The organism is Nocardiopsis potens DSM 45234 (assembly GCF_000341105.1).
Classification (GTDB): Bacteria; Actinomycetota; Actinomycetes; order Streptosporangiales; family Streptosporangiaceae; genus Nocardiopsis_A; species Nocardiopsis_A potens.
In genome coordinates, this window is record NZ_ANBB01000055.1 from 37,843 (window position 1) to 62,032 (window position 24,190).

At 73.6% G+C, this 24,190-nt stretch carries 21 protein-coding genes; 12 read left to right on the plus strand and 9 right to left on the minus strand.

Annotated elements, in window-relative coordinates:
• The first annotated feature begins 50 nt into the window (after positions 1-50).
• From D459_RS0122345 to D459_RS0122365, 5 genes are all read left to right on the plus strand, one after another.
• A complete protein-coding gene (locus D459_RS0122345; protein ID WP_017595239.1) occupies positions 51-1,604 on the plus strand; it encodes a GMC family oxidoreductase in 1,554 nt (517 codons plus the stop codon).
• A gap of 113 nt (positions 1,605-1,717) precedes the next feature.
• Entirely contained in the window at positions 1,718-2,833 is a 1,116-nt protein-coding gene (locus tag D459_RS32400; RefSeq protein WP_017595240.1) for a quaternary amine ABC transporter ATP-binding protein, read from the plus strand.
• A 2-nt stretch (positions 2,834-2,835) separates the two neighbouring features.
• Positions 2,836-4,755: an ABC transporter permease gene (locus tag D459_RS0122355; protein ID WP_017595241.1), complete on the plus strand. Its 1,920-nt coding sequence runs from the start codon at positions 2,836-2,838 to the stop codon at positions 4,753-4,755.
• A gap of 13 nt (positions 4,756-4,768) precedes the next feature.
• Positions 4,769-5,740 carry a glycine betaine ABC transporter substrate-binding protein gene (locus D459_RS0122360; protein WP_017595242.1) on the plus strand — a complete coding sequence of 324 codons (972 nt, stop codon included), beginning with the start codon at positions 4,769-4,771 and terminating at the stop codon, positions 5,738-5,740.
• Between the two features lie 138 nt (positions 5,741-5,878).
• The gene (locus tag D459_RS0122365; protein WP_040710813.1) at positions 5,879-6,832 is read left to right on the plus strand and encodes a glycine betaine ABC transporter substrate-binding protein; all 954 of its coding nucleotides are present in this window, start codon (positions 5,879-5,881) and stop codon (positions 6,830-6,832) included.
• A 220-nt stretch (positions 6,833-7,052) separates the two neighbouring features.
• Here the strand turns inward: D459_RS0122365 and D459_RS0122370 are convergent, their stop codons facing one another.
• Positions 7,053-8,795, minus strand: a complete 1,743-nt coding sequence (locus D459_RS0122370) for an outer membrane protein assembly factor BamB family protein (protein ID WP_026120659.1) — start codon at positions 8,793-8,795, stop codon at positions 7,053-7,055.
• 291 nt (positions 8,796-9,086) lie between these two features.
• Here D459_RS0122370 and D459_RS0122375 point away from each other — a divergent pair, with 291 nt between their 5' ends.
• A complete protein-coding gene (locus D459_RS0122375; protein ID WP_017595244.1) occupies positions 9,087-10,028 on the plus strand; it encodes a glycine betaine ABC transporter substrate-binding protein in 942 nt (313 codons plus the stop codon).
• Positions 10,029-10,136: 108 nt separating this feature from the next.
• Here D459_RS0122375 and D459_RS0122380 read toward each other — a convergent pair whose 3' ends face one another.
• Positions 10,137-10,835 carry an alpha/beta fold hydrolase gene (locus D459_RS0122380; protein WP_017595245.1) on the minus strand — a complete coding sequence of 233 codons (699 nt, stop codon included), beginning with the start codon at positions 10,833-10,835 and terminating at the stop codon, positions 10,137-10,139.
• Between the two features lie 79 nt (positions 10,836-10,914).
• On the opposite strand from D459_RS0122380, the gene D459_RS32405 reads away from it, so the two are divergent.
• On the plus strand, positions 10,915-12,021 hold the full coding sequence (locus D459_RS32405; RefSeq protein ID WP_161634173.1) for a M48 family metalloprotease: 1,107 nt from the start codon (positions 10,915-10,917) through the stop codon (positions 12,019-12,021).
• Between the two features lie 98 nt (positions 12,022-12,119).
• Here D459_RS32405 and D459_RS0122390 read toward each other — a convergent pair whose 3' ends face one another.
• Both D459_RS0122390 and D459_RS0122395 read right to left on the minus strand, forming a co-directional pair.
• The gene (locus D459_RS0122390; protein WP_017595247.1) at positions 12,120-12,800 is read right to left on the minus strand and encodes a DUF5701 family protein; all 681 of its coding nucleotides are present in this window, start codon (positions 12,798-12,800) and stop codon (positions 12,120-12,122) included.
• Positions 12,801-13,010: 210 nt separating this feature from the next.
• A complete protein-coding gene (locus D459_RS0122395) occupies positions 13,011-13,265 on the minus strand; it encodes a hypothetical protein (protein ID WP_017595248.1) in 255 nt (84 codons plus the stop codon).
• Positions 13,266-13,471: 206 nt separating this feature from the next.
• On the opposite strand from D459_RS0122395, the gene D459_RS0122400 reads away from it, so the two are divergent.
• Positions 13,472-14,605, plus strand: a complete 1,134-nt coding sequence (locus tag D459_RS0122400; protein ID WP_152523081.1) for a CPBP family intramembrane glutamic endopeptidase — start codon at positions 13,472-13,474, stop codon at positions 14,603-14,605.
• A gap of 137 nt (positions 14,606-14,742) precedes the next feature.
• Here the strand turns inward: D459_RS0122400 and purL are convergent, their stop codons facing one another.
• The 5 genes from purL to purS form a co-directional block, all read right to left on the minus strand.
• Positions 14,743-17,052 (minus strand): phosphoribosylformylglycinamidine synthase subunit PurL, encoded by a 2,310-nt coding sequence (gene purL / locus D459_RS32410; RefSeq protein ID WP_017595250.1) that lies wholly within the window; start codon positions 17,050-17,052, stop codon positions 14,743-14,745.
• A gap of 46 nt (positions 17,053-17,098) precedes the next feature.
• Positions 17,099-17,599 (minus strand): hypothetical protein, encoded by a 501-nt coding sequence (locus D459_RS0122410; RefSeq protein ID WP_026120660.1) that lies wholly within the window; start codon positions 17,597-17,599, stop codon positions 17,099-17,101.
• A complete protein-coding gene (purQ, locus tag D459_RS0122415; protein WP_026120661.1) occupies positions 17,596-18,300 on the minus strand; it encodes a phosphoribosylformylglycinamidine synthase subunit PurQ in 705 nt (234 codons plus the stop codon). The genes D459_RS0122410 and purQ overlap by 4 nt, the downstream gene beginning before the upstream one ends.
• Positions 18,301-18,441: 141 nt before the next feature.
• A complete protein-coding gene (locus tag D459_RS0122420) occupies positions 18,442-18,858 on the minus strand; it encodes an ATP-binding protein (RefSeq protein WP_017595253.1) in 417 nt (138 codons plus the stop codon).
• A 100-nt stretch (positions 18,859-18,958) separates the two neighbouring features.
• Positions 18,959-19,201 carry a phosphoribosylformylglycinamidine synthase subunit PurS gene (purS, locus tag D459_RS0122425; RefSeq protein ID WP_026120662.1) on the minus strand — a complete coding sequence of 81 codons (243 nt, stop codon included), beginning with the start codon at positions 19,199-19,201 and terminating at the stop codon, positions 18,959-18,961.
• A gap of 320 nt (positions 19,202-19,521) precedes the next feature.
• Here purS and D459_RS0122430 point away from each other — a divergent pair, with 320 nt between their 5' ends.
• From D459_RS0122430 to D459_RS0122445, 4 genes are all read left to right on the plus strand, one after another.
• On the plus strand, positions 19,522-20,118 hold the full coding sequence (locus D459_RS0122430; protein ID WP_017595255.1) for a sigma-70 family RNA polymerase sigma factor: 597 nt from the start codon (positions 19,522-19,524) through the stop codon (positions 20,116-20,118).
• A gap of 464 nt (positions 20,119-20,582) precedes the next feature.
• The gene (gene pdhA, locus D459_RS0122435) at positions 20,583-21,698 is read left to right on the plus strand and encodes a pyruvate dehydrogenase (acetyl-transferring) E1 component subunit alpha (RefSeq protein WP_017595256.1); all 1,116 of its coding nucleotides are present in this window, start codon (positions 20,583-20,585) and stop codon (positions 21,696-21,698) included.
• Between the two features lie 3 nt (positions 21,699-21,701).
• Positions 21,702-22,679, plus strand: a complete 978-nt coding sequence (locus tag D459_RS0122440; RefSeq protein ID WP_017595257.1) for an alpha-ketoacid dehydrogenase subunit beta — start codon at positions 21,702-21,704, stop codon at positions 22,677-22,679.
• A 19-nt stretch (positions 22,680-22,698) separates the two neighbouring features.
• On the plus strand, positions 22,699-24,102 hold the full coding sequence (locus tag D459_RS0122445) for a dihydrolipoamide acetyltransferase family protein (RefSeq protein WP_017595258.1): 1,404 nt from the start codon (positions 22,699-22,701) through the stop codon (positions 24,100-24,102).
• Positions 24,103-24,190 lie beyond the last annotated feature (88 nt).

Below are 24,190 nucleotides of genomic sequence, written 5' to 3' on the forward strand. Positions count from 1 at the left end.
CCCCGCACCCCGCACACCGAAGACTTCGCCCTGCACCACAAGGAGCGTTCATGACCGAGACGGGTTACGACTACGTCATCGTGGGCGGCGGCACCGCCGGATCGGTGCTCGCCAACCGGCTCACCGAGGACCCCTCCACCAGCGTCTGCGTCATCGAGGGAGGCCCCTCCGACGTCGGCCTGGACCGGGTGCTCAAACTGCGCGAGTGGCTCGGCCTGCTGGAGAGCGACCTCGACTACGGCTACACCACCACCGAGCAGCCCCGCGGCAACTCGCACATCGTGCACTCCCGGGCCCGGGTGCTCGGCGGCTGCTCCTCGCACAACACCCTGATCAGCTTCCGCCCGTTCGCCCAGGACATGGACGACTGGGTGGCGGCCGGCGCCGAGGGCTGGGACAACGCCACCGTGCAGTCCTACGTCGACCGGCTGAAGAACAACATCGTCCCGATCGCCGAGAAGGACCGCAACGACCTGGTCAAGGACTGGGTCACCGCCTCGGCCGAGGCCGCCGGGGTCCCGGTGGTCGAGGACTTCAACGCCGCCACCTCGCACGGCGGCGGGTTCAACGACGGCGTCGGCTTCCTGTCCATCGCCTACGACCCCTACACCGGGAACCGCTCCTCGGCGTCGGTGGCCTACCTGCACCCGATCATGGGCGTGCGGGAGAACCTCACCCTGATGCTGGAGACCTGGGCCGACAGGCTCGTCTTCGACGGCGACCGGGTCACCGGGGTGGAGGTGGTGACGCCGGAGGGCGAGCGCCGCACCGTCACCGCCGCGCGGGAGGTGGTGCTCTGCGCCGGGGCGATCGACACGCCGCGGCTGCTGCTCCTCTCCGGGGTGGGCCCCAAGGGCGACCTGGAGAAGGTCGGCATCGAGGTCCGGCACGACCTGCCGGGCGTCGGCGAGAACCTGATGGACCACCCGGAGTCCATCATCATGTGGGAGACCTCGCGGGACGTGCCGGACAACACCGTCATGCACTCCGACGGGGCGCTGTTCATCCGCCGGGACGAGAGCGACCCCCGCCCCGACCTGATGTTCCACACGTACCAGATCCCGTTCGACGACAACACCAAGCGGCTGGGCTACGACTCGCCGGACTGGAAGCACGCGATGTGCATGACGCCGAACATCCCGCGCTCCCGGTCCCGCGGCAAGCTCTGGCTGACCAGCTCCGACCCGAAGGACAAGCCGGCGCTGGACTTCCGCTACTTCACCGACCCCGACGGTTACGACGAGCAGACCATCGTGGACGGCCTGAAGATCGCGCGGAAGATCGCCGAGACCGAGCCGTTCAAGTCGTGGATCGAGCGCGAGGTGGCGCCCGGCCCGGAGGTCGTCACCGACGAGCAGCTCTCCGAGTACGGGCGGAAGGCGGCGCACACCGTCTACCACCCGGCCGGCACCTGCAAGATGGGCGCGGCCGACGACGCCACCGCGGTCGTCGACCCGCGGCTGAAGGTGCGCGGGCTGCGCGGGCTCCGGGTGGCCGACGCCTCGGTGTTCCCGACCATGACCTCCCCCAACCCGATGGTCACCGTGCTGGCCATCGGAGAGCGCGCGGCCGACCTGATCCGGGCCGACCGCACCGAGGGCTGAGCCCTCACCGCCCACGCCGTACCCGCTCAACGGCGGAAGCGACCTGACAACGACGCGCCGTCCTCCGCGCGCCGCACGTGCGGAGGACGGCCATCAGAGGTGACCCTTTCTCCATGAGTTCCCCTGCGAACGACCCACAACTCAACAGCGAGCCCGAGCCGAAGTTCTCCGTCCGCAGCCTGTGGAAGATCTTCGGTAAGAACGCCGACGGCATCATCGGCGGCGAGTACGAGCGCCAGGACCGCGACACCGTCCGCGAGGCGACGGGGTGCACCGTCGCGGTCCGCGACGTCTCCTTCGATGTGCTGCCCGGAGAGATCTTCGTCGTCATGGGCCTCTCCGGCTCCGGCAAGTCCACCCTGATCCGCTGCCTCACCCGGCTCATCGAGCCGACGGCCGGGTCGGTGGTGCTGGACGGCACCGACATCCGCGAGTGCTCCCCGCAGGAGCTGCGCGAACTCCGCCGGCACAAGGCGGCGATGGTGTTCCAGCACTTCGGCCTGCTGCCCAACCGCAAGATCATCGACAACGTCGCCTACGGCCTGGAGGTCCGCGGGCAGGGCAGGGCCGAACGGCACGCCCGGGCCCGCGAGATGATCGAGATGGTCGGCCTGGCCGGCTACGAGGACTCCAAGCCCGGCCAGCTCAGCGGCGGCATGCAGCAGCGCGTTGGGCTGGCCCGCGCGCTCGCCGTCGACCCCGAGGTGCTCCTCTTCGACGAGCCGTTCAGCGCGCTCGACCCGCTGATCCGCCGGGACATGCAGCAGGAGGTGCTCCGCCTCCAGCGCGAGCTGCGCAAGACCGCGGTCTTCATCACCCACGACCTGTCCGAGGCGCTCAAGCTGGGCGACCGGATCGCCATCATGCGCGACGGCGAGCTGGTCCAGGTCGGCACCGCCGAGGAGCTGGTCGGCCGCCCCGCCGACGACTACGTCCGCGACTTCGTCGCCGACGTCGCCCGCACCGACGTGCTGACCGTGCGCTGGCTGATGCGCGACCCCCGGGAGGGCGAGCCGCTGGACGGCCCGACCGCCGAGCCGCGCACCGTGGTCCGCGAGATCGTCCCGCTGCTGGCCGAGGGCACCGCGCCGGTCCGAGTGATGGACGGCGACCGGCTGCTCGGCGTCGTCGGCCGGACCGAGGTGCTGCGCATCATCGCCGAGGACCAGTCGGACGACGGCAAGCTGGGCACCGGCCCGCAGCCGCTCGCCGACGGCGCGGAGGCCTGACCATGGCCACCGAGACCACACCCCGAACGGCCGCCGGGCCGGACGGCGGCCAGGACGGCCTGCTCCACCGCACCTGGATCCGGGTCGCCGCGGTCTTCGCCGTGCTGATCGCCGGGTACGGCCTGCTCCGCGGCCAGATGCCGTTCCCCGACTCGCTCGACGTCGGCCTCGGCGCGCTCTTCGACGACGTCTACGCCTGGATCGTCGAGAACCGCAACACCAGCCCGCTCTTCCTGTACGGCTTCAACTACGCCTCGGTCGGGCTGGGCTCCGCCGTCATCCTGATCAACCAGGGGCTGACCCTGCTCACCCCGCTCGGCGTGATCGTGCTCGGCACGTTCGCCGCCTGGCGGGTGGCCGGCGCCAAGGTGGCCGCGTTCACCCTGGCCACCTTCGCCGTCTTCGGCCTGCTCGGCCTCTGGGACCAGGCGATGACCACGCTCTCGCTGATCATCACCTCGGTGCTGCTGGCGCTGCTGATCGGCATCCCGCTGGGCATCGTCGCGGGCCGCCGCCCCGGCTTCGAGCGGGCGCTCCGGCCGGTGCTGGACTTCATGCAGATCATGCCGGCCTTCGCCTACCTGATGCCGATGCTGCTGCTGTTCGGCATCGGCAACCCCGCCGCCGCCGTGGCCACCACGGTGTACGCGATCCCGCCGGCGGTGCGCATCACCGCGCTGGCCATCCGCGGCGTGGACAAGGGCGCGCTGGAGGCGGCCGAGTCGCTCGGCTCCACCCGCAGGCAGATCCTCGCCAAGGTCCAGCTGCCGCTGGCCAAGCGGACCATCATGCTCGGCGTGAACCAGACCATCATGCTCGCGGTGTCCATGGTGGTCATCGCCTCGGTGATCGGCGCCGGCGGCCTGGGCGACGCCATCTACCAGGCGCTGAACAAGGTCGACGTGGGCCGCGCCTTCGAGGCGGGCCTGGCCATCGTGCTGATGGCCATCGCCCTGGACCGGATCACCGCCGCCGCCGGCGACGAGGCCCGCGGGCCGCACGTCCCGCCGGCGCTCCGCCGCCCGCTGCTGATCGGCGGCCTGCTGGCCACCGCGGCCGCCGTGGTCGTCGGCCGGCTGGCCGGACTGGCCGACTGGCCCCGGGAGGTGCGGATCTCCATCTCCGACTGGGTGAACGCGGCCAACACCGCGGTGCAGGACGTCTTCGGCGGCTTCACCGCGTGGCTGGCCGAGGCCACCCTGAACCTGCTGCTGGACCCGCTCCGCTCAGTGCTCACCGACTCGCCGTGGTGGCTGGTGGTGCTGGCCGCCGCCGCCCTCGGCCTGGCCCTGGGCGGCTGGCGGATCGCGCTGGTCGGCGGGGTGTCCATCCTGGCCTGCGGGCTCCTCGGCGCCTGGGAGGAGAGCATGGACACGCTCTCCCAGGTGGTGGTCGCCGCGCTGGCCACCGTGGTGGTCGGCTTCGCGATCGGCGTGCTGGCCTCGCGCAGCGACCGGCTGGCCGCGGTGCTCCGCCCGATCCTGGACGCGATGCAGACGCTGCCGCCGTTCGTCTACCTGATCCCCGCGGTCGCGCTGTTCGGCATCGGCCGCATCCCGGCGCTGGCCGCCGCGGTGGTCTACGCGCTGCCGCCGGTCATCCGGCTGGTCAACGACGGAATCCGGGGCGTCTCCGCGAACACCGTGGAGGCCGCCGAATCGCTGGGCAGCACCCGCCGGCAGATGCTGCTCAAGGTGCAGCTCCCGCTGGCCCGGCACTCGCTGCTGCTCGCGGTCAACCAGGGGATCATGATGGTCCTGGCGATGGTGGTCATCGGCGCCCTGGTCGGCGCCGGCGCGCTCGGCTACGGCGTCGTGTTCGGCATGGCCCAGAACCAGCTGGGCCTGGGCATGACCTCCGGCCTGGCCATCGTCTGCCTGGGTCTGTTCCTGGACCGGCTCACCCAGAGCGCCGCGCGCTAGGAGGAGGAGACCCATGCGCACGAAGAAGACCCGATCCCTGCTCGCCAAGGCGGCGGTGCTCGGCGCGGCCGCGCTGCTGGCCACCTCCTGCGCGGTGCGCAGCACCGACATCCTGCGCGACCCCGGCACGGTGCGGATCGCACTGAACTCCTGGGTCGGCTACGAGGCCGACGCCGCGGTCATCAAGCACCTGCTGGAGGAGGAGCTGGACTACCAGGTCCAGCTGGTCCAGCTGGACGAGCAGCCGTCCTGGCAGGCCCTCGACCAGGGGGCGGTCGACGTGATCCTGGAGAACTGGGGCCACGAGGACCTGATGGAGATCTACGGCCCGGGCGGCAACGGCACCGTGGTGGACGGCGGCCCCAACGGCAACATCGGCCACATCGGCTGGTACATGCCGGAGTACCTGGTGGAGGAGTACCCCGGGATCAACACCCCGGAGGGGCTCGAGGAGCACGCCGACGTGTTCCGCACCCCGGAGAGCGGGGACAAGGGCCAGTTCCTGGCCGGCGCCCCCGGCTTCGTCACCAGCGACCAGGGGCTGATCGACCACTACGGCCTGCCGTTCGAGATCGTCTACGCCGGCTCGGAGGCGGCGCAGCTCACCGAGGTGCGCCAGCGCTACCAGGCCGGCGAGCCGGTGCTGTTCTACTCCCAGGACCCCAGCTGGGTGCAGAGCGAACTCGACCTGGTCCGGGTGGAGTTCCCGGAATGGACCGAGGGCTGCGACAGCGACCCCGAGGACGTCGCCTGCGACTACCCGCGGTACGACCTGAACAAGATCTACCGCACCGGCTTCGCCGAGGAGGGCGGGGACGCGTTCGAGCTGATCGACAACTGGACCTGGGAGAATGAGGACCAGAACGCGGTCGCGCGGCTCATCGCGGGGGAGAAGCAGGACCCCGAGGAGGCCGCCGCGGCCTGGGTCGAGGAGAACCCGGACGTCTGGCGGGACTGGATGCCCGAAGGGCACGACGTGCCCTGAGTCCGGCGTTCCGCGGTGACCGGGCGGACCCCGGCGGCTCCGGCCGCTCCGGGGTCCGCCCCGTTCTCCCCGAAGGACCCCGACACCCCCCGCGATCCCCCGCACGACCCGAACGCCCCGAGAACCCCAGGAACACCCATGCCCTTGTACAGGAGCGCGCCGGCCCGGGCCGCCGCGCTGGCCTCCGCCGTGCTGCTCGCGACCGCCTGCGGGCCGGCCGAGGAGGAGGGGCGCGCCGGCGCCCCCGAGGTCCGGATCGCGCTGAACGGCTGGGTCGGCTACCAGGCCGACGCCGCGGTCGTCTCCTACCTGCTCGAAGAGGAACTGGGCTACCAGGTAGAACTGGTCGAGGCCGACGAGGAGGCCTCCTGGCGGAGCCTGGCCGACGGCTCGGTCGACGTGATCCTGGAGAACTGGGGCCACGAGGACCTGATGGAGCTGTACGGCGACAGCGAGCGGCCGCTGGTCGTCGACGGCGGCCCCACCGGCAACGACGGCCGGATCGGCTGGTACCTGCCGGAGTACCTGGTCGAGGAGCACCCCGGCATCGACACGGTGGACGGGCTGCTCGGCAAGGAGGACCTCTTCGCCGGGGACGGCGGGGGCCCCGGGCGCCTGCTGGCCGCCGACCCCAGCTTCGTCACCCAGGACCAGGGCATGATCAACCACTTCGGCCTGGACCTGGAGATCGAGCACGCCGGCACCGAGGAGAAGCAGATCGAGCGGGTCCGCGAGGCCTACGAGAAGGAAGAGCCGGTGCTCTTCTACTTCTACGAGCCGCAGTGGCTCTTCGAGGACCTCGACCTGGTCAAGGTGGAGTTCCCGGAGTACATGGAGCTGTGCGAGATCGACCCGGAGGACGTCGGCTGCGACTACCCCGACTACGAGCTGAACAAGGTGTTCTCCACCGCGTTCACCGAGACCGGCGGCCCGGCCCACGAGCTCATCGAGAACTGGACCTGGACCAACGAGGACCAGAACAAGGTCGCCCGGATGATCGCCGAGGAGGGGAAGGAACCGGAGCAGGCCGCCCGGGCCTGGGCCGAGGAGAACCCGGACGTCTGGCGGAAGTGGATCCCCGAGGGGGCCTGACCGCCGCCCCCTCCGCCGCGCATGCCCCGGCCCGCCCCGCCCCGGACGGCCCGGGGCCGCCGCCGTCCCCGGCCGCCGGGTCGGCGCCGCCTCCGGGGAGCGGTACGCCCCGCTGCGACCGGTCCGCGCGGTGCCGCCCGGTCGCGCTCGCCCCGGTCGCGCGGCGCTCCGCTCCGGCTCCGGGACGGGCCGCGTGCCGGAGCGGGGCCGCCGGCGCGCGCTATCCGGCGGCGAAGAGCGGGGGAACCGGCTCCTTCCCGTACGGGTCGGGGGCCGGTCCGACGACGTACCGGTCGCCGCTCTCGTGCAGCCGCACCGGGGTGGTCTCCAGCCAGGGCACGTCCGGCAGGCCGTCGGCGACGAGCTCGGCCGGGCCCTCCCCGTCGGCGGGCAGCGCCAGGATCCGGGTCCGCGGCGGGGCGCCGTCCTCGCCGCCGCTCCCGGGGTCCCGGGAGACGGCGAGCACCCGGCCGCCGCCGGCGCCGGCGACCCGCACGAAGTGGTCCTCCGCCACCAGGCGGTTCCACCGGACCTCGCCGCGCTCCAGGTCGAAGGCGAGGACCCGGTTCCCGCCCGGGTCGTCCGTCTCGATGTAGAGCACCCCGTCCGAGGCGGTCGGCCTGCTGCGGCGGGGGTCGAGCCGCCACGCCTCCTCCGCCGAGCCCACGCCGGCGGTGCCCTCGGCATCGATCCGGGTCCACCCGCCGTCCGCCGCCACCAGCAGCTCGTCCCCCTCCGGGACCCGGCCCTCGGAGAGGAGGTACTCGGAGCCGGCGGGAAGGGGGTCGCTGTGCACGGTGACCGGGTCGGCCGCGACCAGGGTCAGCGCCCCCGGGCCGGAGCGGACGGCGTCCTCGGGCAGCGCGCGCCGCTCCGACACCTCGCCGGTCGCGGTGTCCAGCACCCCGGTGAAGACCGCCTCCTCTCGGGGGCCGCAGGAGCCCAGCACCGCGGCGCTCCCATCGCCCCGGGACAGCGGCCGGTGCCGGGCGAACGTGCACTCCGTACCGCTCCACAGCTCCTCGCCGCTCCCGGCGTCGAACCCGGCCAGCAGGGGGCCGCGGGCGATCACCGCGTGCGGCCCGGTGGACCAGGCGATCACCGGCCCCGCGGTGGCCTCCGCGCCGGCCCCGGTGGGGCCGGGCAGCGGGGACTCCCACAGCTCCGCCCCGGTGGCGAGGTCGATGCCGAGGACGGTGTCGCAGCCGCGGACGTCCTCGCCGTCGCCGCCGTCCCGCTCCACGACCACCACGCCGACGCCGCCGTCCGCCGGGTCCGCGGCCGCCGCGCAGAGCCCCGCGCCGCCGGGGGCGGTGCGCCACACCGTGCCGCCGTCGGCGGTGCCGTAGGCGGTGGCGCCCGCCCGGTCGGCGCGGACCACGGAGTCGCCGGCCGGCCAGGACGCGACCGTGTCCTCGAAGCGGGACGGGAAGGTCCGGCCGCCCCGGGGGCGGAACGCGAACGCGGTGTCCGGGGAGGCCGCCCAGAGCGGGCCGAGCACGGCGCCCTCCTCGGAGGAGATCCCCAGCGGCGGGTCCGACCAGGCGCTCAGCCGCTCACTGGCCGCGATGTACACCAGGAAGGGCAGGGCCAGGAGGACCACGGCGAGCAGCGCCCGGTTCCGCTTCCACCGGAACATCCGGGCGAAGTCGGACCTGCGCGGGCCGGAGAGGACGTGCTTCAGCGAGCCGGCGCCCTCGACCGTCAGCGAGGAGCGCACGTGCCGGTCGTCCAGCGGGACGCCCCACTCGTCGCGGGCGATCCGCGGCCCGCCGCCGGAGCGCTCGGCGAGCAGCGCCTCGGCGATCGCCCGCTGCGCCTCGCTCGCCCGCCTGCTCCGCAGGTCGCGCCGCTTGCCGCGGCGCGAGTCGGCCTCGCGCGCCTTGCGCAGGAGCAGCCTCCGCAGCCGCCCGGCGGCGGAGCCGCTCCGGCGGCCGGGGCCGGTTCCGGGATCCTCTGCCATCGGGTCCTCCCGGATCGGCGGCGGGTTTTTCGGAGGGCTTCGCTGGTCGGCGGCCATCCGATGGGACGCGCGGCCGGCGGCCGGGGTTCCGGTGCCGACCGATATGCATCATCCGCCCCATTGGTCGCAATAGAATGACGTGTCCTGCGCGGCGGTGGGCGACGGAACGCCCGCCCCGCCCGCTTCTCGGTGATAGAACGGCGTCCGTTCCCCCGGGCGCCGTCTGGTGAGGTCCGAATGCGCAGCCACCCCTCTCCCGCCCGCACTCCCGCCCCGAGACGCCCGGCCCGCGTGCTCCGCTCGGCCGCGGCGGCCGCCTCCCTCGTCCTCCTCGCGACCGCCTGCGGCAGCGGCGGCGGAGAGGAGGAGGGGGACGACAAGACGGTGCGCATGGCCGTCAACCCGTGGGCCGGCTACGAGGCCTCCGCGGCGGTGCTGACCTACCTGCTGGAGCACGAGCTCGACGTCGAGGTCGAGCAGGTCGAGCTGGACGTCGAGCCGACCTGGCAGGAGATGGCCGCCGGCAAGGTCGACGTCAACCTGGAGAACTGGCGCCGCGACGACCTGATGGAGATCTACGGCGACCCCGGGTCCCCGAAGGTCGTCGACGGCGGTGAGACCGGCCTCTACGGCGACCACGGCTGGTACGTGCCGGCCTACGTCGCCGAGCAGTACCCCGAGGTCATGACCTTGGACGGCCTGGCGGAGCACACCGAGATCTTCTCCACCCCGGAGACCCCGGGCGACACCGGCCGGTTCATCTCCAGCGACCCGCTCTTCCAGAGCCAGGACCCCGGCATCATCAACCACTACGAGCTGGACCTGGAGATCGACTACACCGGCTCGGAGGCGAACCAGATCGCGGCGGTCCGGGAGGCCTACGAGAAGGAGGAGCCGGCCCTCTTCTACTTCTACGCGCCGCAGTGGGTCTTCGAGGACATGGACCTGGTCGAGATCGAGATGCCGGAGTACGTCGACATGTGCGAGGTCGACCCGGACGACGTCGCCTGCGGCTACCCCTCCTACGACCTCACCAAGGTCTTCAACAAGGAGTTCGCGGACCGGGGCGGCGTCGCCTACCGCTTCCTCGACCGGTGGCAGTGGTCGAACGAGGACCAGAACAAGGTCGCCAAGATGATCGCCGACCAGGGCATGGAGCCGGAGAAGGCGGCCGAGGCCTGGGTCGAGGAGAACGAGGACCTTTGGAAGGAATGGATCCCGCCGGAGGCCTGACCCCGCGCCGGTGCGGGGCCGCGGCGCCCGCCCCGCGATGATCTTGACGTTCCGGGCCTATCAACGCGGATTGATAGGCCCGGAACGTCAAGATCATCGCGGTAGGGCTCAGCCCGGCAGGCCGGTGAGGAAGGCGCGCACCGCGCGGACCCAGCCGTCGAAGTCGTCCTCCCAGATGAGGTGGCCCGATTCCAGCTCGGCGACGCGCGCTCCGGGGATGCCGGCCGCGAGCTCGTCGGAGTTCTCCGGCAGCACCAGGTCGTCCCGGAGGGTCTTGACGACCAGCGTGGGCGCGGTGATCCGGGGCAGGTCGGCGCTGGTGTCGTTGCGCAGCAGCAGGTCGATCTGGTCCAGCGCGCCGGGCTGCGGGTGCGGCTCGGCGGCTCCGGCGACCTCGGCCCGCCAGGCCTCGACCACCTTCCGGTTGGCCGGGGAGAGCCGGGCCAGGCCCGCGCTGAGCACGAGCGCCTCGACCCGCTCCGGGTACAGGACCGCGGCGCGGACCGCGACCTGGCTGCCCATGGAGAAGCCGAGCAGGGCGAAGCGCTCCAGCCCGGCGTCGTCGGCGGCGGCCACCAGGAGGTGGGCCAGGTCGTCCAGGTCGAGCGGGCCGCCGGTGCGCGGAGTGGAGCCGGAGCCCGGGTAGTCCGCCGCGACCACCGCGCGGGAGGGCGCGAACGCCTCGATCAGCCCGGTGAAGTTGTCCGCGACCGAACCGGTGGCCCCGTGCGCGAGGAGCAGGCCCGGTCCGGAGCCCGCGACGGCGGCGGAGAGCCGGGCGGGCATCGGTCGTTCGTTGTCGGTCATGACATGGCAGGTTACGCCTCCCCACCGACGGAACGGGCGACCGGGACCGGGACGCTCCGGGGCGTCTATCGTTTTCCGCATGCGTGTGCGGAGCGGGTTCGCGGCGGCGTGGCCGATGGCCGGCGCCTGGCTGCTGCTCGGCGCGGTGGCCGCCGGGTACGCGGCGCTGTGCTGCCTGGCCCTGTGGGCGGCGGGCCGGCTGTGGCTGCCCTGGCTGCCGTGGTGGCCGGGGTTGCTTCCGATCGCCGTATCGCTGGCCGCGGGCGCGGTCCAGCGCCGCCCGCTCCCGGACCCGGTGGCCTACGGCATCGAGGTGAGCCGGGTCTCCGAACCGGTGCTGCACGGGGTGCTGGACCGGCTGTGCGCGCTCTCCGGCCAGGAGCGGCCGGAGGTCCGGGTCTTCGCCTCCGCGGCGCCCAACTCCCTGGTCTCCGACCACCGGGGCGAGCGGCCGGTGCTCTACGTCAGCAGGGGCCTGCTGGACACGCTGGACGCGCCGGGGCTGGAGGCGGTCGTCGCGCACGAGCTGGCGCACATCGCGCACCGCGACTCACGGGTGCTCTCCGTCGCCGCCGGGATGGTCACCTGGATCGTCCTTCTCCCGGGGTACCTGTTCACCGGTCTGGGCCACCTGGACCTCCCGTTCGCCGGGCTGGGACGGCTGTGCGGCCGGCCCTGGGAGCCGATGTTCGGCTCCGACGCCTGGAAGCGGAGGCCTCCGCCGGTGCGCCGCGTCCCGCGGCCCCTGGTCCCCCCGGTCCTGGCGGCCGCAGGGCTCGCCCGGACGGTGGTCTGGGCGCTCGCCATCACCGCCGCGCTGGCCGGCCTGTTCGGTGCGCTCGTGCTGGGCCTGCCGGGCTTCGCCGCGATGGGTCGCCTGGTCCGCCGCCGGGAGCTGGCCGCGGACCGCGCGGCCGCCGTGCTCACCGGCTCCCCGTCCGCCCTCGCCGCCGCGCTGGGGGCGGTCGAGGGCGGCATGGCCGCCGTCCCCGAGATCGACCTGCGCGCGCTGAGCTCCGCCTCGGCGCTGGCGGTGGTCCCGTTCGGCAGCCCCGACCCCGATCAGGGGAGACTGGGCCTGGCCCTGGACCGGGCGCTGCGCACCCACCCGCCCACCTCGAAGCGGGTCGCCCGGCTGGAGGCGCTCTCCCGCAGGTTCGCGGAGGCCCCCGGCCCGCTTCGCTGACTCCCGCCCCGGGGCGGCGCCGGGCCCCGCGCCGAGCGGCGCCGGGCCGGTCAGAGGGTCTCCCGGGGACCCGCGGACCGGCCCGGCGGAGGCGCCGGTCAGTCGGCCCGGCCCGCGGTCCGGGCGGCCGCGGAGGCCATGCCGAGCCAGGTGTGCGGGTTGCCCTCCCAGCACCAGCCCAGCTTGGGGGCGCGGTCGCTGATCCACAGCGCCGGGACCCGGCGGTCGCCGCAGCGCGAGCCGCCCAGGGAGAAGCACTTGTTCTTCTCCAGGGCGGCCGGGAAGAGCGTCACCAGGGCGATGCCCTCCTCGATGGTCAGCGGAGTGCGGCCGCGCGCCCGGATCGCGGCCATCGCGTCGGCGGGCACCGCCCCGCAGAACTCCTCGCCCCGGTCCACACCGGTGAGCAGGTAGGCGCGCGGATCGGGGAGCGCGGTCTCCTCGGTGGCGGTGAACCGGGCGAGCGCGCCCTCCTCGTAGGAGCGGTCGACGAACCCCGGCTTGCGCCCGCGGGGCAGCGCGGTGCGCACCATGCTCTCCTCGATCGGGACCACGTCCCTGGTCACCACCAGGACGAACGGGATCCGCCCGGGGGAGCCGCCGTCCTCGCCGGGCCACGGCCCGCCGTCCGCCCCGGCCGCCTCCACCGCCGCGTCGCGCAGCGGCTTCACCAATGCGGCGAACCCCTCCGCTCCCAGCCCGGAGAGCCCGGGGTAGTCCTTCTCGGCCAGTACGCGCACCTGCCGGTCGAATTCCTCGTATGCCCGGGAACGCTGCATGCGCCTCTCCTCACTGCCGGAAGCCCTCGGTCGTACGGCGTATGATCGTACGCCGTACGGGATTGGAACGCGGCGACCCCGCCCCTTGTTCCCGGACGGGGGATCGAATTCGGAAGAATCTCCGGCACCCCGATGATCTTGACGCTGCGGGCCTGTCAGAACGCTCTGACAGGCCCGCAGCGTCAAGATCATCGGGGAGGGCGGCCGCGGTCAGCGCTCGTGGCGCAGGCGCTGGTAGACCCAGTAGACGTTGAGCAGCGAGGCCGCCAGGGCCGCAGCGAAGACGAAGACGAGCATGGCGTTCCGGGCCCAGGTCCAGGCCAGGACGGTGGCGGCGAGCAGGACGGCGGCGCCGAAGACCGCGAGGATCAGGCGGAACGCCAGGGCGCTCGCGGGGCGGTCGTGGCTGCCGAGCGGCCCCTTGAGGCGTCCGCGGCGCTTGGGGCCGCCGTACTCGTTCTCCATGTCTCCCGGTCCTGTCGGGGCGCTCTGCCCCTGCTCCCCAGCCTACGCCCGGGGGTGCGGGCGGCCGAGGCGGGATGACGGTTGTCACGGGGCACGGCCGGAAAATGTCAGCGGAAAGCGGTGACCGCGGCGACTGGGGCGGGCACCCGCCGCCGCGGGATGCTCGGGACCAGGCAGGAAGAGCAGCGTCGAACGGAGAGACCGCGATGAGCGCGTTGAGCGGACACCCCGGCCCCGGCCCGGTGCCGGAGGACCGCCGGGACGGCGCCGGCGGGCACCCGGCCCCGGGCCCGGCCTACGAGGGGAGCGCCGGAGGCACCGTCCCGGGGCCCGGGCCGGAGGGGACCGCCGGGGGCACCGCTCCGGGTCCCGGGCCGGAGGAGTCCGCCGGACGGGAGGCGCCCCCGGCCCCCGCGCCCCGGGTCGGGGCGGCCCCGGCGGGCACCCCCTACCACCTGCTCGCCCGCAACCGGTGGAACTCCTGGTGGCGGCCGATCGCCGGAACCGCCGCCTTCCTGGTGCCCGCCCTGGTGGTGATGGTCGCGCTGAGCATGGGCGCCGGGGTCGTCGCCTTCCTCAACGGGGGGATGGACGCCGGGGACGACCCGGTGGCGATGCTGGAGGCGGCCCCGCTGGCCTTCCTCGGCGCCACCCTGCTCGGCCTGGCGAGCGCGCTCCCGATGGTCCTGCTGACCGCCCGGCTGGTGCAGCGGAGGCCGGCCGGGACCCTCTCCTCGGTGGCCGGCCGGTTCCGCCGGCGGTGGGCGCTGGCCTGCGCCGGGGCCGCGGCCGCCGCGATCGCCCTCGGCTACGCGGTCAGCGTCGCCACCTACCTGGCGGCCGGCCGGGACCTCGGGGAGGTCTTCGGCGCGCAGGGCTGGGAGTGGTCCGGGTGGGGCGCGTTCCTCCCCGCCGCCGCGCTGGTCCTGCTGCTCGTGCCGTTCCAGGCCGCCGCCGAGGAGTACGTCTTCCGCGGCTGGCTGATGCAGGCCTTCGGCTCGTTCATCCGCACCCCGTGGCCGGGCATCGTGGCCGGCTCGCTGCTCTTCATGTCGGTGCACGGCTACACCGGCTGGGGCGCCGCCTGGATCTTCGTCTGGGCGATGACGCTGGCCTGGCTGAGCGTGCGCACCGGCGGCCTGGAGGCGGCGGTGGTCATGCACGTGCTGCACAACCTCACCGGGATGCTCGTCACCTCGGCGATGGGCGACATCGCCGCCCCGCTGGACCAGGGCGCCGTCCCGTGGGAGTTCATCCCCGGCGCGCTCGCCCAGACCTTCGCCTTCGTGGCGCTGACCGTGTTCCTCGCCCGCCGGCGCGGGGTGCGGACCCGCTCCTGAGCGGACCCGGGCGAAGATCTCGACGCCGCGGCCCTGCCAGAGCGTTCTGGCAGGGCCGCGGCATCGAGATCACCGGGAGGAGCGGGCCCCGGCGGGGGCGCACCCCGCCGGGGCCCGGCCGGTTCCGGGGCTCCGGGTCACTCCCCGTCGAAGATGGCGGGCAGGGTGGACTCGTAGGCGGTGCGCAGCTCCTGCAGCGGGATGTCGAACCCGCCGCCGGGGTGGCTCACCGACAGCGAGGAGCCGCCGACCGTGCCGATCGCCGCCGCCGGGACGCCGTGCCGGGAGCACAGCTCCTTGAAGGCCTCCTCGGCCTCCGGGCGGACCGCGACCACCGCGCGCGCACCGGACTCGCTGAACAGCGCGGTGAACGGGTCGGCCAGGCCGCCGTCGAGGCTGATCCGGCAGCCGGTGCCGCCGCGCAGCGCCGACTCGGCCAGCGCCGCCGCCAGGCCGCCGTCGGACAGGTCGTGCGCGGCCGCCGCGACGCCGTACTCGGCGGCGGAGGCCAGCACCTCGCCCAGCGCCGCCTCGGCGGCCAGGTCCACCTCGGGCGGCAGCCCGCCCAGGTGGCCGTGGATCACGTCGGCCCAGGCCGACCCGCCGAGCTCGTCCCGGGTCTCGCCCAGAAGGTAGATCGCCGCGCCGTCGTCGGCGGCGCTGAACGCGCTGGTCAGCCGGTCGTGCACGTCGCCGATGACGCCCAGCACGCCGATCACCGGGGTCGGGTTGATCGCGGTCTCGCCGGTCTGGTTGTAGAAGCTGACGTTGCCGCCGGTGACCGGGGTGCCCAGCTGGTTGCAGGCCTCGGCCAGGCCCCGGGTGGACTCGGCGAACTGCCACATCACCGCCGGGTCCTCGGGGGAGCCGTAGTTGAGGCAGTTGGTGACGGCCAGCGGCCGGGCGCCGGTGGCGGCGACGTTCCGGTAGGCCTCGGCGAACGCGGCCCGGGTGCCGGTGTAGGGGTCGAGCCGGGTGTAGCGGCCGTTGCCGTCGGTGGCCAGCGCCACGCCCCGGTCGGAGTCGTCGGAGATCCGGATCATCCCGCCGTCGTGCGGGGCGCGCAGCACCGTGTTGCCCAGAACGTAGCTGTCGTACTGCCGGGTGATCCAGGACGGGTCGCAGACGCCGGGCGCGGCCAGCACGGTCAGCAGCTGCTCGCGCAGGGAGGCGTCGTCCTTGGGCCGGTCCAGCCGGTCCGGGGTGTCGGCCTGCAGCGCGTCCTGCTCGGCGGGGCGCGCGTAGGGGCGCTCGTAGACCGGGCCCTCGTCGGCCGCGGTGCGCGGCGGCAGGTCCACGATGGTCTCGCCGTGCCAGGTCATCACCAGCCGGCCGCCGCGCTCGGCCTCCTCCGGGGTGACGTCGGAGACCTCGCCGATCACCGCGGCCTCGATGTTCCACTTGCGGCACACGGCCAGGAAGTCGTCCAGGCGGCCGGGCTCGACCACCGCCATCATCCGCTCCTGCGACTCGCTCATCAGGATCTCCTCCGGAGTGAGCGTGGAGTCGCGCAGCGGGACCCGGTCCAGCTCGATGCGCATGCCGCCGGTGCCGCCGGCGGCCAGCTCGGTGGTGGCGCAGGAGACGCCGGCCGCGCCCAGGTCCTGGATGCCCACCACCAGGTCCTGGGCGAACAGCTCCAGGCTGCACTCGATCAGCAGCTTCTCCAGGAACGGGTCGCCGACCTGCACGCTGGGCCGCTTGGCCTGGCTCTCCTCGTCGAAGGTGGCGCTGGCCAGTACCGACGCCCCGCCGATGCCGTCCGGGCCGGTGGTGGCGCCGAACAGCACCACCTTGTTGCCGGGGCCGGGCGCCTGCGCCAGCTTGATGTCGGAGTGCTTCATCACGCCCACGCACAGCGCGTTGACCAGCGGGTTGCCCGCGTAGCCGGCGCCGAAGCCGACCTCGCCGCCGATGTTGGGCAGGCCCAGGCAGTTGCCGTAGAAGGAGATGCCGGAGACCACGCCGGGCAGCACCCGCCGGGTGTCCGGGGCGTCGGCCGGGCCGAAGCGCAGCGCGTCCATCACCGCCACCGGCCGGGCGCCCATGGTGAGGATGTCCCGGACGATCCCGCCGACGCCGGTGGCCGCGCCCTGGTGCGGCTCGACGTAGGAGGGGTGGTTGTGCGACTCGATCTTGAAGGTGACCGCCCGGCCCTCGCCGACGTCCACCACGCCCGCGTTCTCGCCCATGCCGACCAGCAGCGCGTCGCTGTCCGGGGCGAGTTCGCCGAACTTCTTCAGGTGCACCCGGGAGCTCTTGTAGGAGCAGTGCTCGCTCCACATCACCGAGTAGATCGCCAGCTCGGCGGCGGTGGGCCGGCGGCCGAGGATGGTGCGGACGCGGGCGTACTCGTCGTCGGCCATCCCGAGCTCGGCGTAGGGCTGCTCGGCCTCGGGCGTGCTCTCGGCGGTGGCCACGGTGTCGATGGCGCGGGAGTGGGACATGCGGTTTCCGTTCGGATGCAAGGGCGGGCGAGTGGAGCGGGCGGCTCTAGTAGTGGGCGAGCACCACTGCGGCCGGGGTCGAGTCGTCGTGGGAGACCGGGCTGGCCATCGCCATCACGGTCCCGTCGGTGAGCACGAACTCCTCCGCCGGGACCTCGTCGGGGTCGGTGTCGGAGGAGGGGACGAGCGGCTGCCAGCCGTCGTCCAGCAGCGCGCCGCGCACCTCCTCCAGGGCGCCGGCGGCGTCCAGGTCCTCCTCCCCGACGTCCAGCCCGACGGTGCGGTAGCACTCCTCGGGCCGACCGGGGGCGACGGCGCCGCACTCCTGGTCCAGGTCGACGTAGTCGACCGGGTCCGGGGCGCCGCCCAGGGCGCCCACCGGCGGGGCGTCGCGCGGCGGCGCCGCGCTCTGCCCGCCGTCGGCCCCCTGGGGGTCGGGTGCGTTCAGCGCGTTGATCAGGCCGACCGCGCCGGTGGCGACCATCCCGACCACGACCAGGCCGACGAGGACCAGCATCGTCCGCCTGGACCGCAGCAGCGCCATCATCGCGCCGACGACCCCGCGGGAACGCCGTCGGCCAGGTGGGCCAGGACCGAGGTGAAGAACCCCAGGCCGTCCTCGGAGGGGCCGGTGAGCGCTTCGACGGCGTGCTCCGGGTGCGGCATCAGGCCGACCACGTTGCCGTGCTCGTTGGTGATCCCGGCGATGCCGCGCTCGGAGCCGTTCGGGGCCCCGCCGGTGTAGCGGACCACCACCCGGCCGGTGCGCTCCAGCTCGTCCAGGGTGTCCGGGGCGGCGGTGTAGCGGCCCTCACCGCTCTTCAGCACCACCAGGATCTCCTCGCCGGCGGTGTACCGGTTGGTCCAGGCGGTGCCGGCCGACTCCACCCGGAGCCGCTGCTCGACGTTGATGAAGTGCAGCGATTCGTTCCGGGTCAGCGCGCCCGGGAGCAGGTGGCTCTCGCAGAGGATCTGGAAGCCGTTGCAGATGCCCAGCACCGGCAGGGCCCCGGAGCGGGCGGCCGGCACCAGCTCCGTCATGATCGGGGCGAACCGGGCGATGGCCCCGCAGCGGAGGTAGTCCCCGTAGGAGAAGCCCCCCGGGAGCACGACCGCGTCGACGCCCTTGAGGTCGGCGTCGTCGTGCCAGAGGGGGACGGGCTGAGCTCCTGCGATCCGGACGGCGCGCGCCGCGTCCTTGTCGTCGAGGGAGCCGGGGAAGGTGACGACGCCCACACGGGCTGTCATGGGCACTCTCCGAAGTTTCGTCGGTATGAGTCGCTGGTGGCCGCGGCCGCCGCGGCCACGACCGGGTGAGGGTGGGCGGCGGGCGGAGCTCCCCCATGAGGTTACCCGCACCGGGGGGAGCGGTGGGCCCGCCCCCCGAGGTCACGGGCAGGGTTCGCGCTCGGGCAGCCGTTCGCGGAGCCGGACCAGGGTGCGCCCGGTCCGGCCCGGAGGCGGGCAGTCGAGGTCGACCTCGTCCACCAGGCGGCGCATCATCGGCAGGCCGCGCCCGGACTCGGCCTCGGGGCCGGGCATCCGCGGGGCGGGGACGGCGAAGCCCGGGCCGCGGTGGGCGACGGCGATCAGGCAGTCCGCCGGGCCGAACCGGACCTCCACCCGGTAGGCGCCCCGGGAGCCGTGCTCGACGGCGTTGGTGCACGCCTCGGTGGCGGCGGTGAGCAGGCGGAATGCGCGGTCTCCGGTGATGCCCCGCTCGCTGAGGGCCCGTCCGAGGATGCGGCGCATCACCGGCAGGGAACCGGGCTCCGCGGGCAGGGCGAACGAGATTCCGTCGTCCATGGGGAAGTCCTCACCGTCGGCCTCACTAGAGCGATGCCCGGGGACCGGTGGACGAAACGGAGCAAATGGAGCCGAACGGGTACCGCACGCCAATCGGGCGCTACTCCACCCGGAGCTCGAAGTCCTCGATGACCGGGTTGGCCAGCAGCGTCTCGGCGAGGCGGCGGACGTCGGCCAGGCGGGCCTCGTCGGCCTCGCCCTCGATCTCCACCTCGAACCGCTTGCCCTGGCGGACCTGCTCGACGCCGGCGAAGCCGAGGCGCCCGCAGGCGCCCACGATCGCCTGGCCCTGGGGGTCCAGGATCTCGGGCTTGAGCATGACGTCGACGATGACGCGGGCCACGGGGTCCTCCACGCTGATTTGTCCGCTGGTGCCGCGCGGGCTGCGCCGCGCGGGAAAAGCGTACGGCACCGGTGTCCGGCCCGGGGCACGGGGCGGCCCCGGTCCGCCGAGGTCAGCGCGGTCGGATCCGGCCCCGGAGCGGCCGCGGCGGAGGGTGTCCTATACCGCATCCCGGGTCACGAAACGGCGACGATACGGGCATCGGCGGCACCGAGTGACCCTTATCACCGCCAAAGGTGTCATCATTGCGCGCTAGTCTGCGCGTCTAACAGTTCGATACCGATCGGTATTGAACGGCCGGTCGTCTCTAAGGGGGAGTCTTGACGACCATCGAACTGGACCGCACCGAGCAGCAGAACGGCGAGACCGAGACCCTGGACTTCGCGACCGCGGTCACCCCGTACGCCGACCAGCTCTACCCCACCGCGCTGCGGATGACCCGCAACGCCGCCGACGCCGAGGACCTGGTCCAGGAGACCTTCACCAAGGCGTTCGCCAACTTCCACCAGTTCCGCGCCGGCACCAACCTGCGCGCCTGGCTGTACCGCATCCTCACCAACACGTTCATCAACGGCTACCGCAAGAAGCAGCGCGAGCCGCGCCAGGACTCCACCGACGAGATCAAGGACTGGCAGCTCGCCGCGGCCGAGGCGCACAGCTCCTCGGGTCCGCGCTCGGCCGAGGCCGAGGTCCTGGACCACATGCCCGACTCCGGCGTCCGCGCCGCGCTCGCCGCGCTGCCCGAGGAGTTCCGCATGGTCGTCTACCTGGTCGACGTCGAGGGCTACCCCTACAAGGAGGTCGCCGCGCGGATGGGCACCCCGCTGGGCACGGTGATGTCCCGGCTGCACCGGGCCCGCCGTCAGCTCCGCGAGCAGCTCGTCGACTACGCCCCCGCGCCGCGCTCCGGCGAGTGAGACCGCGCCGGCCCCTCCGGCGCCCCTCCCGCCCCTCTGCGGCACCCGGGCCGCCCCCGGCCCGCGCGACGGTCCCCTCGGGTGACCACGGGTGATCGTCGCCACCCCTTATCGTCACTCTCGGTGACTCATGGTTCGGTTCCCTGCGACCGGTCCGCGTTCGGCGCGGACCGGTCGCCGCCGTTTCCGGGGCTTTTCGGAACCGGTCATAGGACGCCCGAAATTTTCTTCGGACGGCCTTGCTGTTGCTAGGAAGTCCTGGTAGTTGCGGTTTTTCCGGGGTCGTGGATCATGGGGCCCCAGGCGAAAAGGCGGCGCCGGGGCTTGCGCTGGGCGTGGTGAGTTCTGTCACGATATGCGGAGGGCTGCCCGCCAAGACCCGTTACCCCGGGTGAGCGGGTGGAGGATCGGCCGATCAGCGCTCACCCTCGCGACGTCGGCCCCGAGAACCCGAGGAGCGACAGGTGTCGGACAACACCGCGCATGAGGAACCGGAGCTCGTCCAGCTCCTGACCCCGGAAGGGGAGCTGCGGACGCACCCCGACTACCCCTTCGAGATCAGCGGCGAGGAGGCGCGCGGGCTCTACCGGGACATGGTCCTGGTCCGGCGCTTCGACTCCGAGGCGGTGGCGCTGCAGCGCCAGGGCGAACTCGGGCTGTGGGCCTCGCTGCTCGGCCAGGAGGCGGCCCAGATCGGATCGGGCCGGGCGCTGCGCGACGGCGACATGGCCTTCCCCTCCTACCGCGAGCACGGCGTCGCCTGGTGCCGCGAGGTCCCCCCGCGGGAGCTGCTGGGCATGTTCCGCGGCGTCACCAACGGCGGCTGGGACCCCAACGAGCACCGGCTGCACCTGTACACGATCGTCATCGGCAGCCAGGCGCTGCACGCCACCGGCTACGCCATGGGCGTCCAGCGCGACGGCGCGGTCGGCGAGGACGGAGAGGCGGTCATCTCCTACTTCGGCGACGGCGCCACCAGCCAGGGCGACACCAACGAGGCGTTCAACTACGCCGCGGTCAACAACGCGCCGGTCGTGTTCTTCTGCCAGAACAACCAGTGGGCCATCTCCGAGCCGCTGGAGCGCCAGTCCCGGGTGCCGATCTACCGGCGCGCCGCCGGCTTCGGCTTCCCCGGCATCCGCATCGACGGCAACGACGTCTTCGCCTCGCTGGCGGTCACCCGCGCCGCGCTGGACGGCGCCCGCGAGGGCCAGGGGCCGACGCTGATCGAGGCGTTCACCTACCGGATGGGCGCGCACACCACCAACGACGACCCGAGCCGCTACCGGGCCTCCGCCGAGCTGGAGGAGTGGAAGCGCAAGGACCCGATCTCCCGGCTCCGCGCCTACCTGGAGAAGCAGGGCCTGGCCGGCGAGGACTTCTTCGCCGGCGTCGAGGCCGAGGCCGACGCGCTCGGCGAGCGGGTCCGCCGCGAATGCCGCGAGCTGCCCGACCCCGCCCCGCTGGAGATCTTCGACGAGGTCTACGCGGAGCCGCACACCGGACTGGACCGCCAGCGGGCGGAGTTCGCCGACTACCTCGCGTCCTTCGAGGGCGCCGGTGCCGAAGGGGGCCGCTGAGCGATGACCGACCTCACCATTGGCAAGGCCATCAACGCGGGCCTGCGCCGGGCGATGGAGAACGACCCCAAGGTGCTGGTGATGGGGGAGGACGTGGGCCGGCTCGGCGGTGTCTTCCGCGTCACCGACCAGCTGCACAAGGACTTCGGTGCGGAGCGGGTCATCGACACCCCGCTGGCCGAGTCCGGCATCGTCGGCACCGCCATCGGCCTGGCGCTCCGCGGCTACCGGCCGGTCTGCGAGATCCAGTTCGACGGCTTCTTCTTCCCGGCCGCCAACCAGACCTTCACCCAGCTGGCCAAGATGCGCCGCCGCTCGGCGGGCACCCTGAGCATGCCGGTCGTGCTGCGCATCCCCTACGGCGGCGGGATCGGCGCGGTCGAGCACCACAGCGAGTCGCCGGAGGCCTACTTCGCGCACACCGCCGGGCTGCGGGTGGTCACCGTCGCCAACGCGGTGGACGCCTACTGGATGATCCAGCAGGCCATCACCTCCGACGACCCGGTGGTCTTCCTGGAGCCCAAGCGGCGCTACTACGAGAAGGCGGCGGTGGACACCTCGGCGTCCCCGGAGTCCGCCGAGCCGATGGGGGCGGCCCGCATCGCCCGCCCCGGCACCGACGCCACCCTGATCGCCTACGGCCCGATGGTGAAGACCGCGCTGCAGGCGGCCGAGGCCGACGAGGACCACTCCATCGAGGTGATCGACCTGCGGTCGATCTCCCCGGTCGACTACGACACCGTCACCGCCTCGGTGCGCCGCACCGGGCGGGTGGTCATCACGCACGAGGCGCCGGTCGGCAACGGCGTCGGCGCGGAGATCGCCGCGCGGATCACCGAGGACTGCTTCTACCACCTGGAGGCCCCGGTGATCCGGGTCGGCGCGTTCGACACGCCCTACCCGCAGTCCAGGCTGGAGGAGCACTACCTGCCCGACCTGGACCGGGTTCTGGACGGCGTCGACCGAGCGTTCGCGTACTGATCAGGGAGTCGGAGAAGACATGGCCAACAGTGGAGTCCAGCGTTTCCGGCTGCCCGACGTCGGTGAGGGGCTGGTCGACGCCGAGATCCTCCAGTGGTACGTCAAGCCGGGCGACCGGGTCGAGGTCAACCAGATGATCTGCGAGATCGAGACCGCCAAGGCCGCCGTGGAGCTGCCCAGCCCGTTCGCCGGCACCGTCACCGAGCTGCTGGTGGAGGAGGGGGCCACGGTCGACGTGGGCACCCCGATCATCGCGGTGGACGACGGCACCGGCGGCGACGGCTCCGGGGACGGGGCCGCCGAGGAGACCGAGGAGCGGGAGAAGCCGCTGGTCGGCTACGGCGAGAAGGCGGCGTCCACGCAGCGCCGCCCGCGCCGCCGGCCGGCCCCGGCCGCGGCGGCCGCCAACGGCGGCGCCGCCGCCCCGCCCGCCGAGCCCGCCCCCGAGCCGGCCCCGGCCCCCGCCCCGGCGGTGCCGGAGCAGGCGTCCCCGGCCGGCCCGGTGCTCACCAAGCCCCCGGTGCGCAAGCTCGCCAAGGACCTCGGCGTCGACCTGCGCACGGTCACCCCGACCGGCGAGGGCGGCCTGGTCACCCGGGAGGACGTGCGCCGCGCCGCCGAAGGGGAGCCCGCCGGGGCGGCCCCGGCCCCCGAGGTCGCGGCCGAGGCCCCGGCCGCGGCCGCGGCGGCTCCGGCGGCCCCGGCCGCCGACCGGTCGGCGCTGGAGGAGCGCATCCCGATCAAGGGGGTGCGCAAGCGCACCGCGGCGGCGATGGTGTCCAGCGCCTTCACCGCCCCGCACGTCACCGAGTTCCTGCAGGTGGACGTCACCAAGACGATGAAGGCGGTGCGCCGGCTGCGCGAGCGGCCGGAGTTCGCCGGGGTCAAGGTGTCCCCGCTGCTGCTGGTGGCGCGGGCGCTGCTCACCGCGGTGCGCCGGCACCCGGAGATCAACGCGGCCTGGGACGAGCAGGCGCAGGAGATCGTGGTCAAGCGCTACGTGAACCTGGGCATCGCCGCGGCCACCGACCGCGGCCTGGTCGTGCCGAACGTCAAGGACGCGCACGCCAAGCCGCTGCCGGAGCTGGCGAAGGGCCTGCAGGAGCTGACCGAGACGGCGCGGGCCGGGAAGACGACCCCGGCCGACATGACCGGCGGCACCATCACCGTCACCAACGTGGGCGTCTTCGGCGTGGACGCGGGCACCCCCATCCTCAACCCGGGGGAGGCGGCCATCCTGGCCTTCGGCCAGATCCGCGACATGCCCTGGGCGCACAAGGGGGAGCTCAAGCTGCGCAAGGTGACCACCCTGTCGCTCTCCTTCGACCACCGGCTGGTCGACGGCGAGCTGGGCTCGAAGGTCCTCCGCGACGTCGGGGCCTTCCTCGAGGACCCGGAGGGGACCGCCCTCAGCTGGGGCTGACCCCTTCCCGCCCGCCGAGAACGGGGCCCCGGACCGGCACCGACCGGCCCGGGGCCCTTCGCGTCCGGCCCAGGGCCCGGCCCGCCGC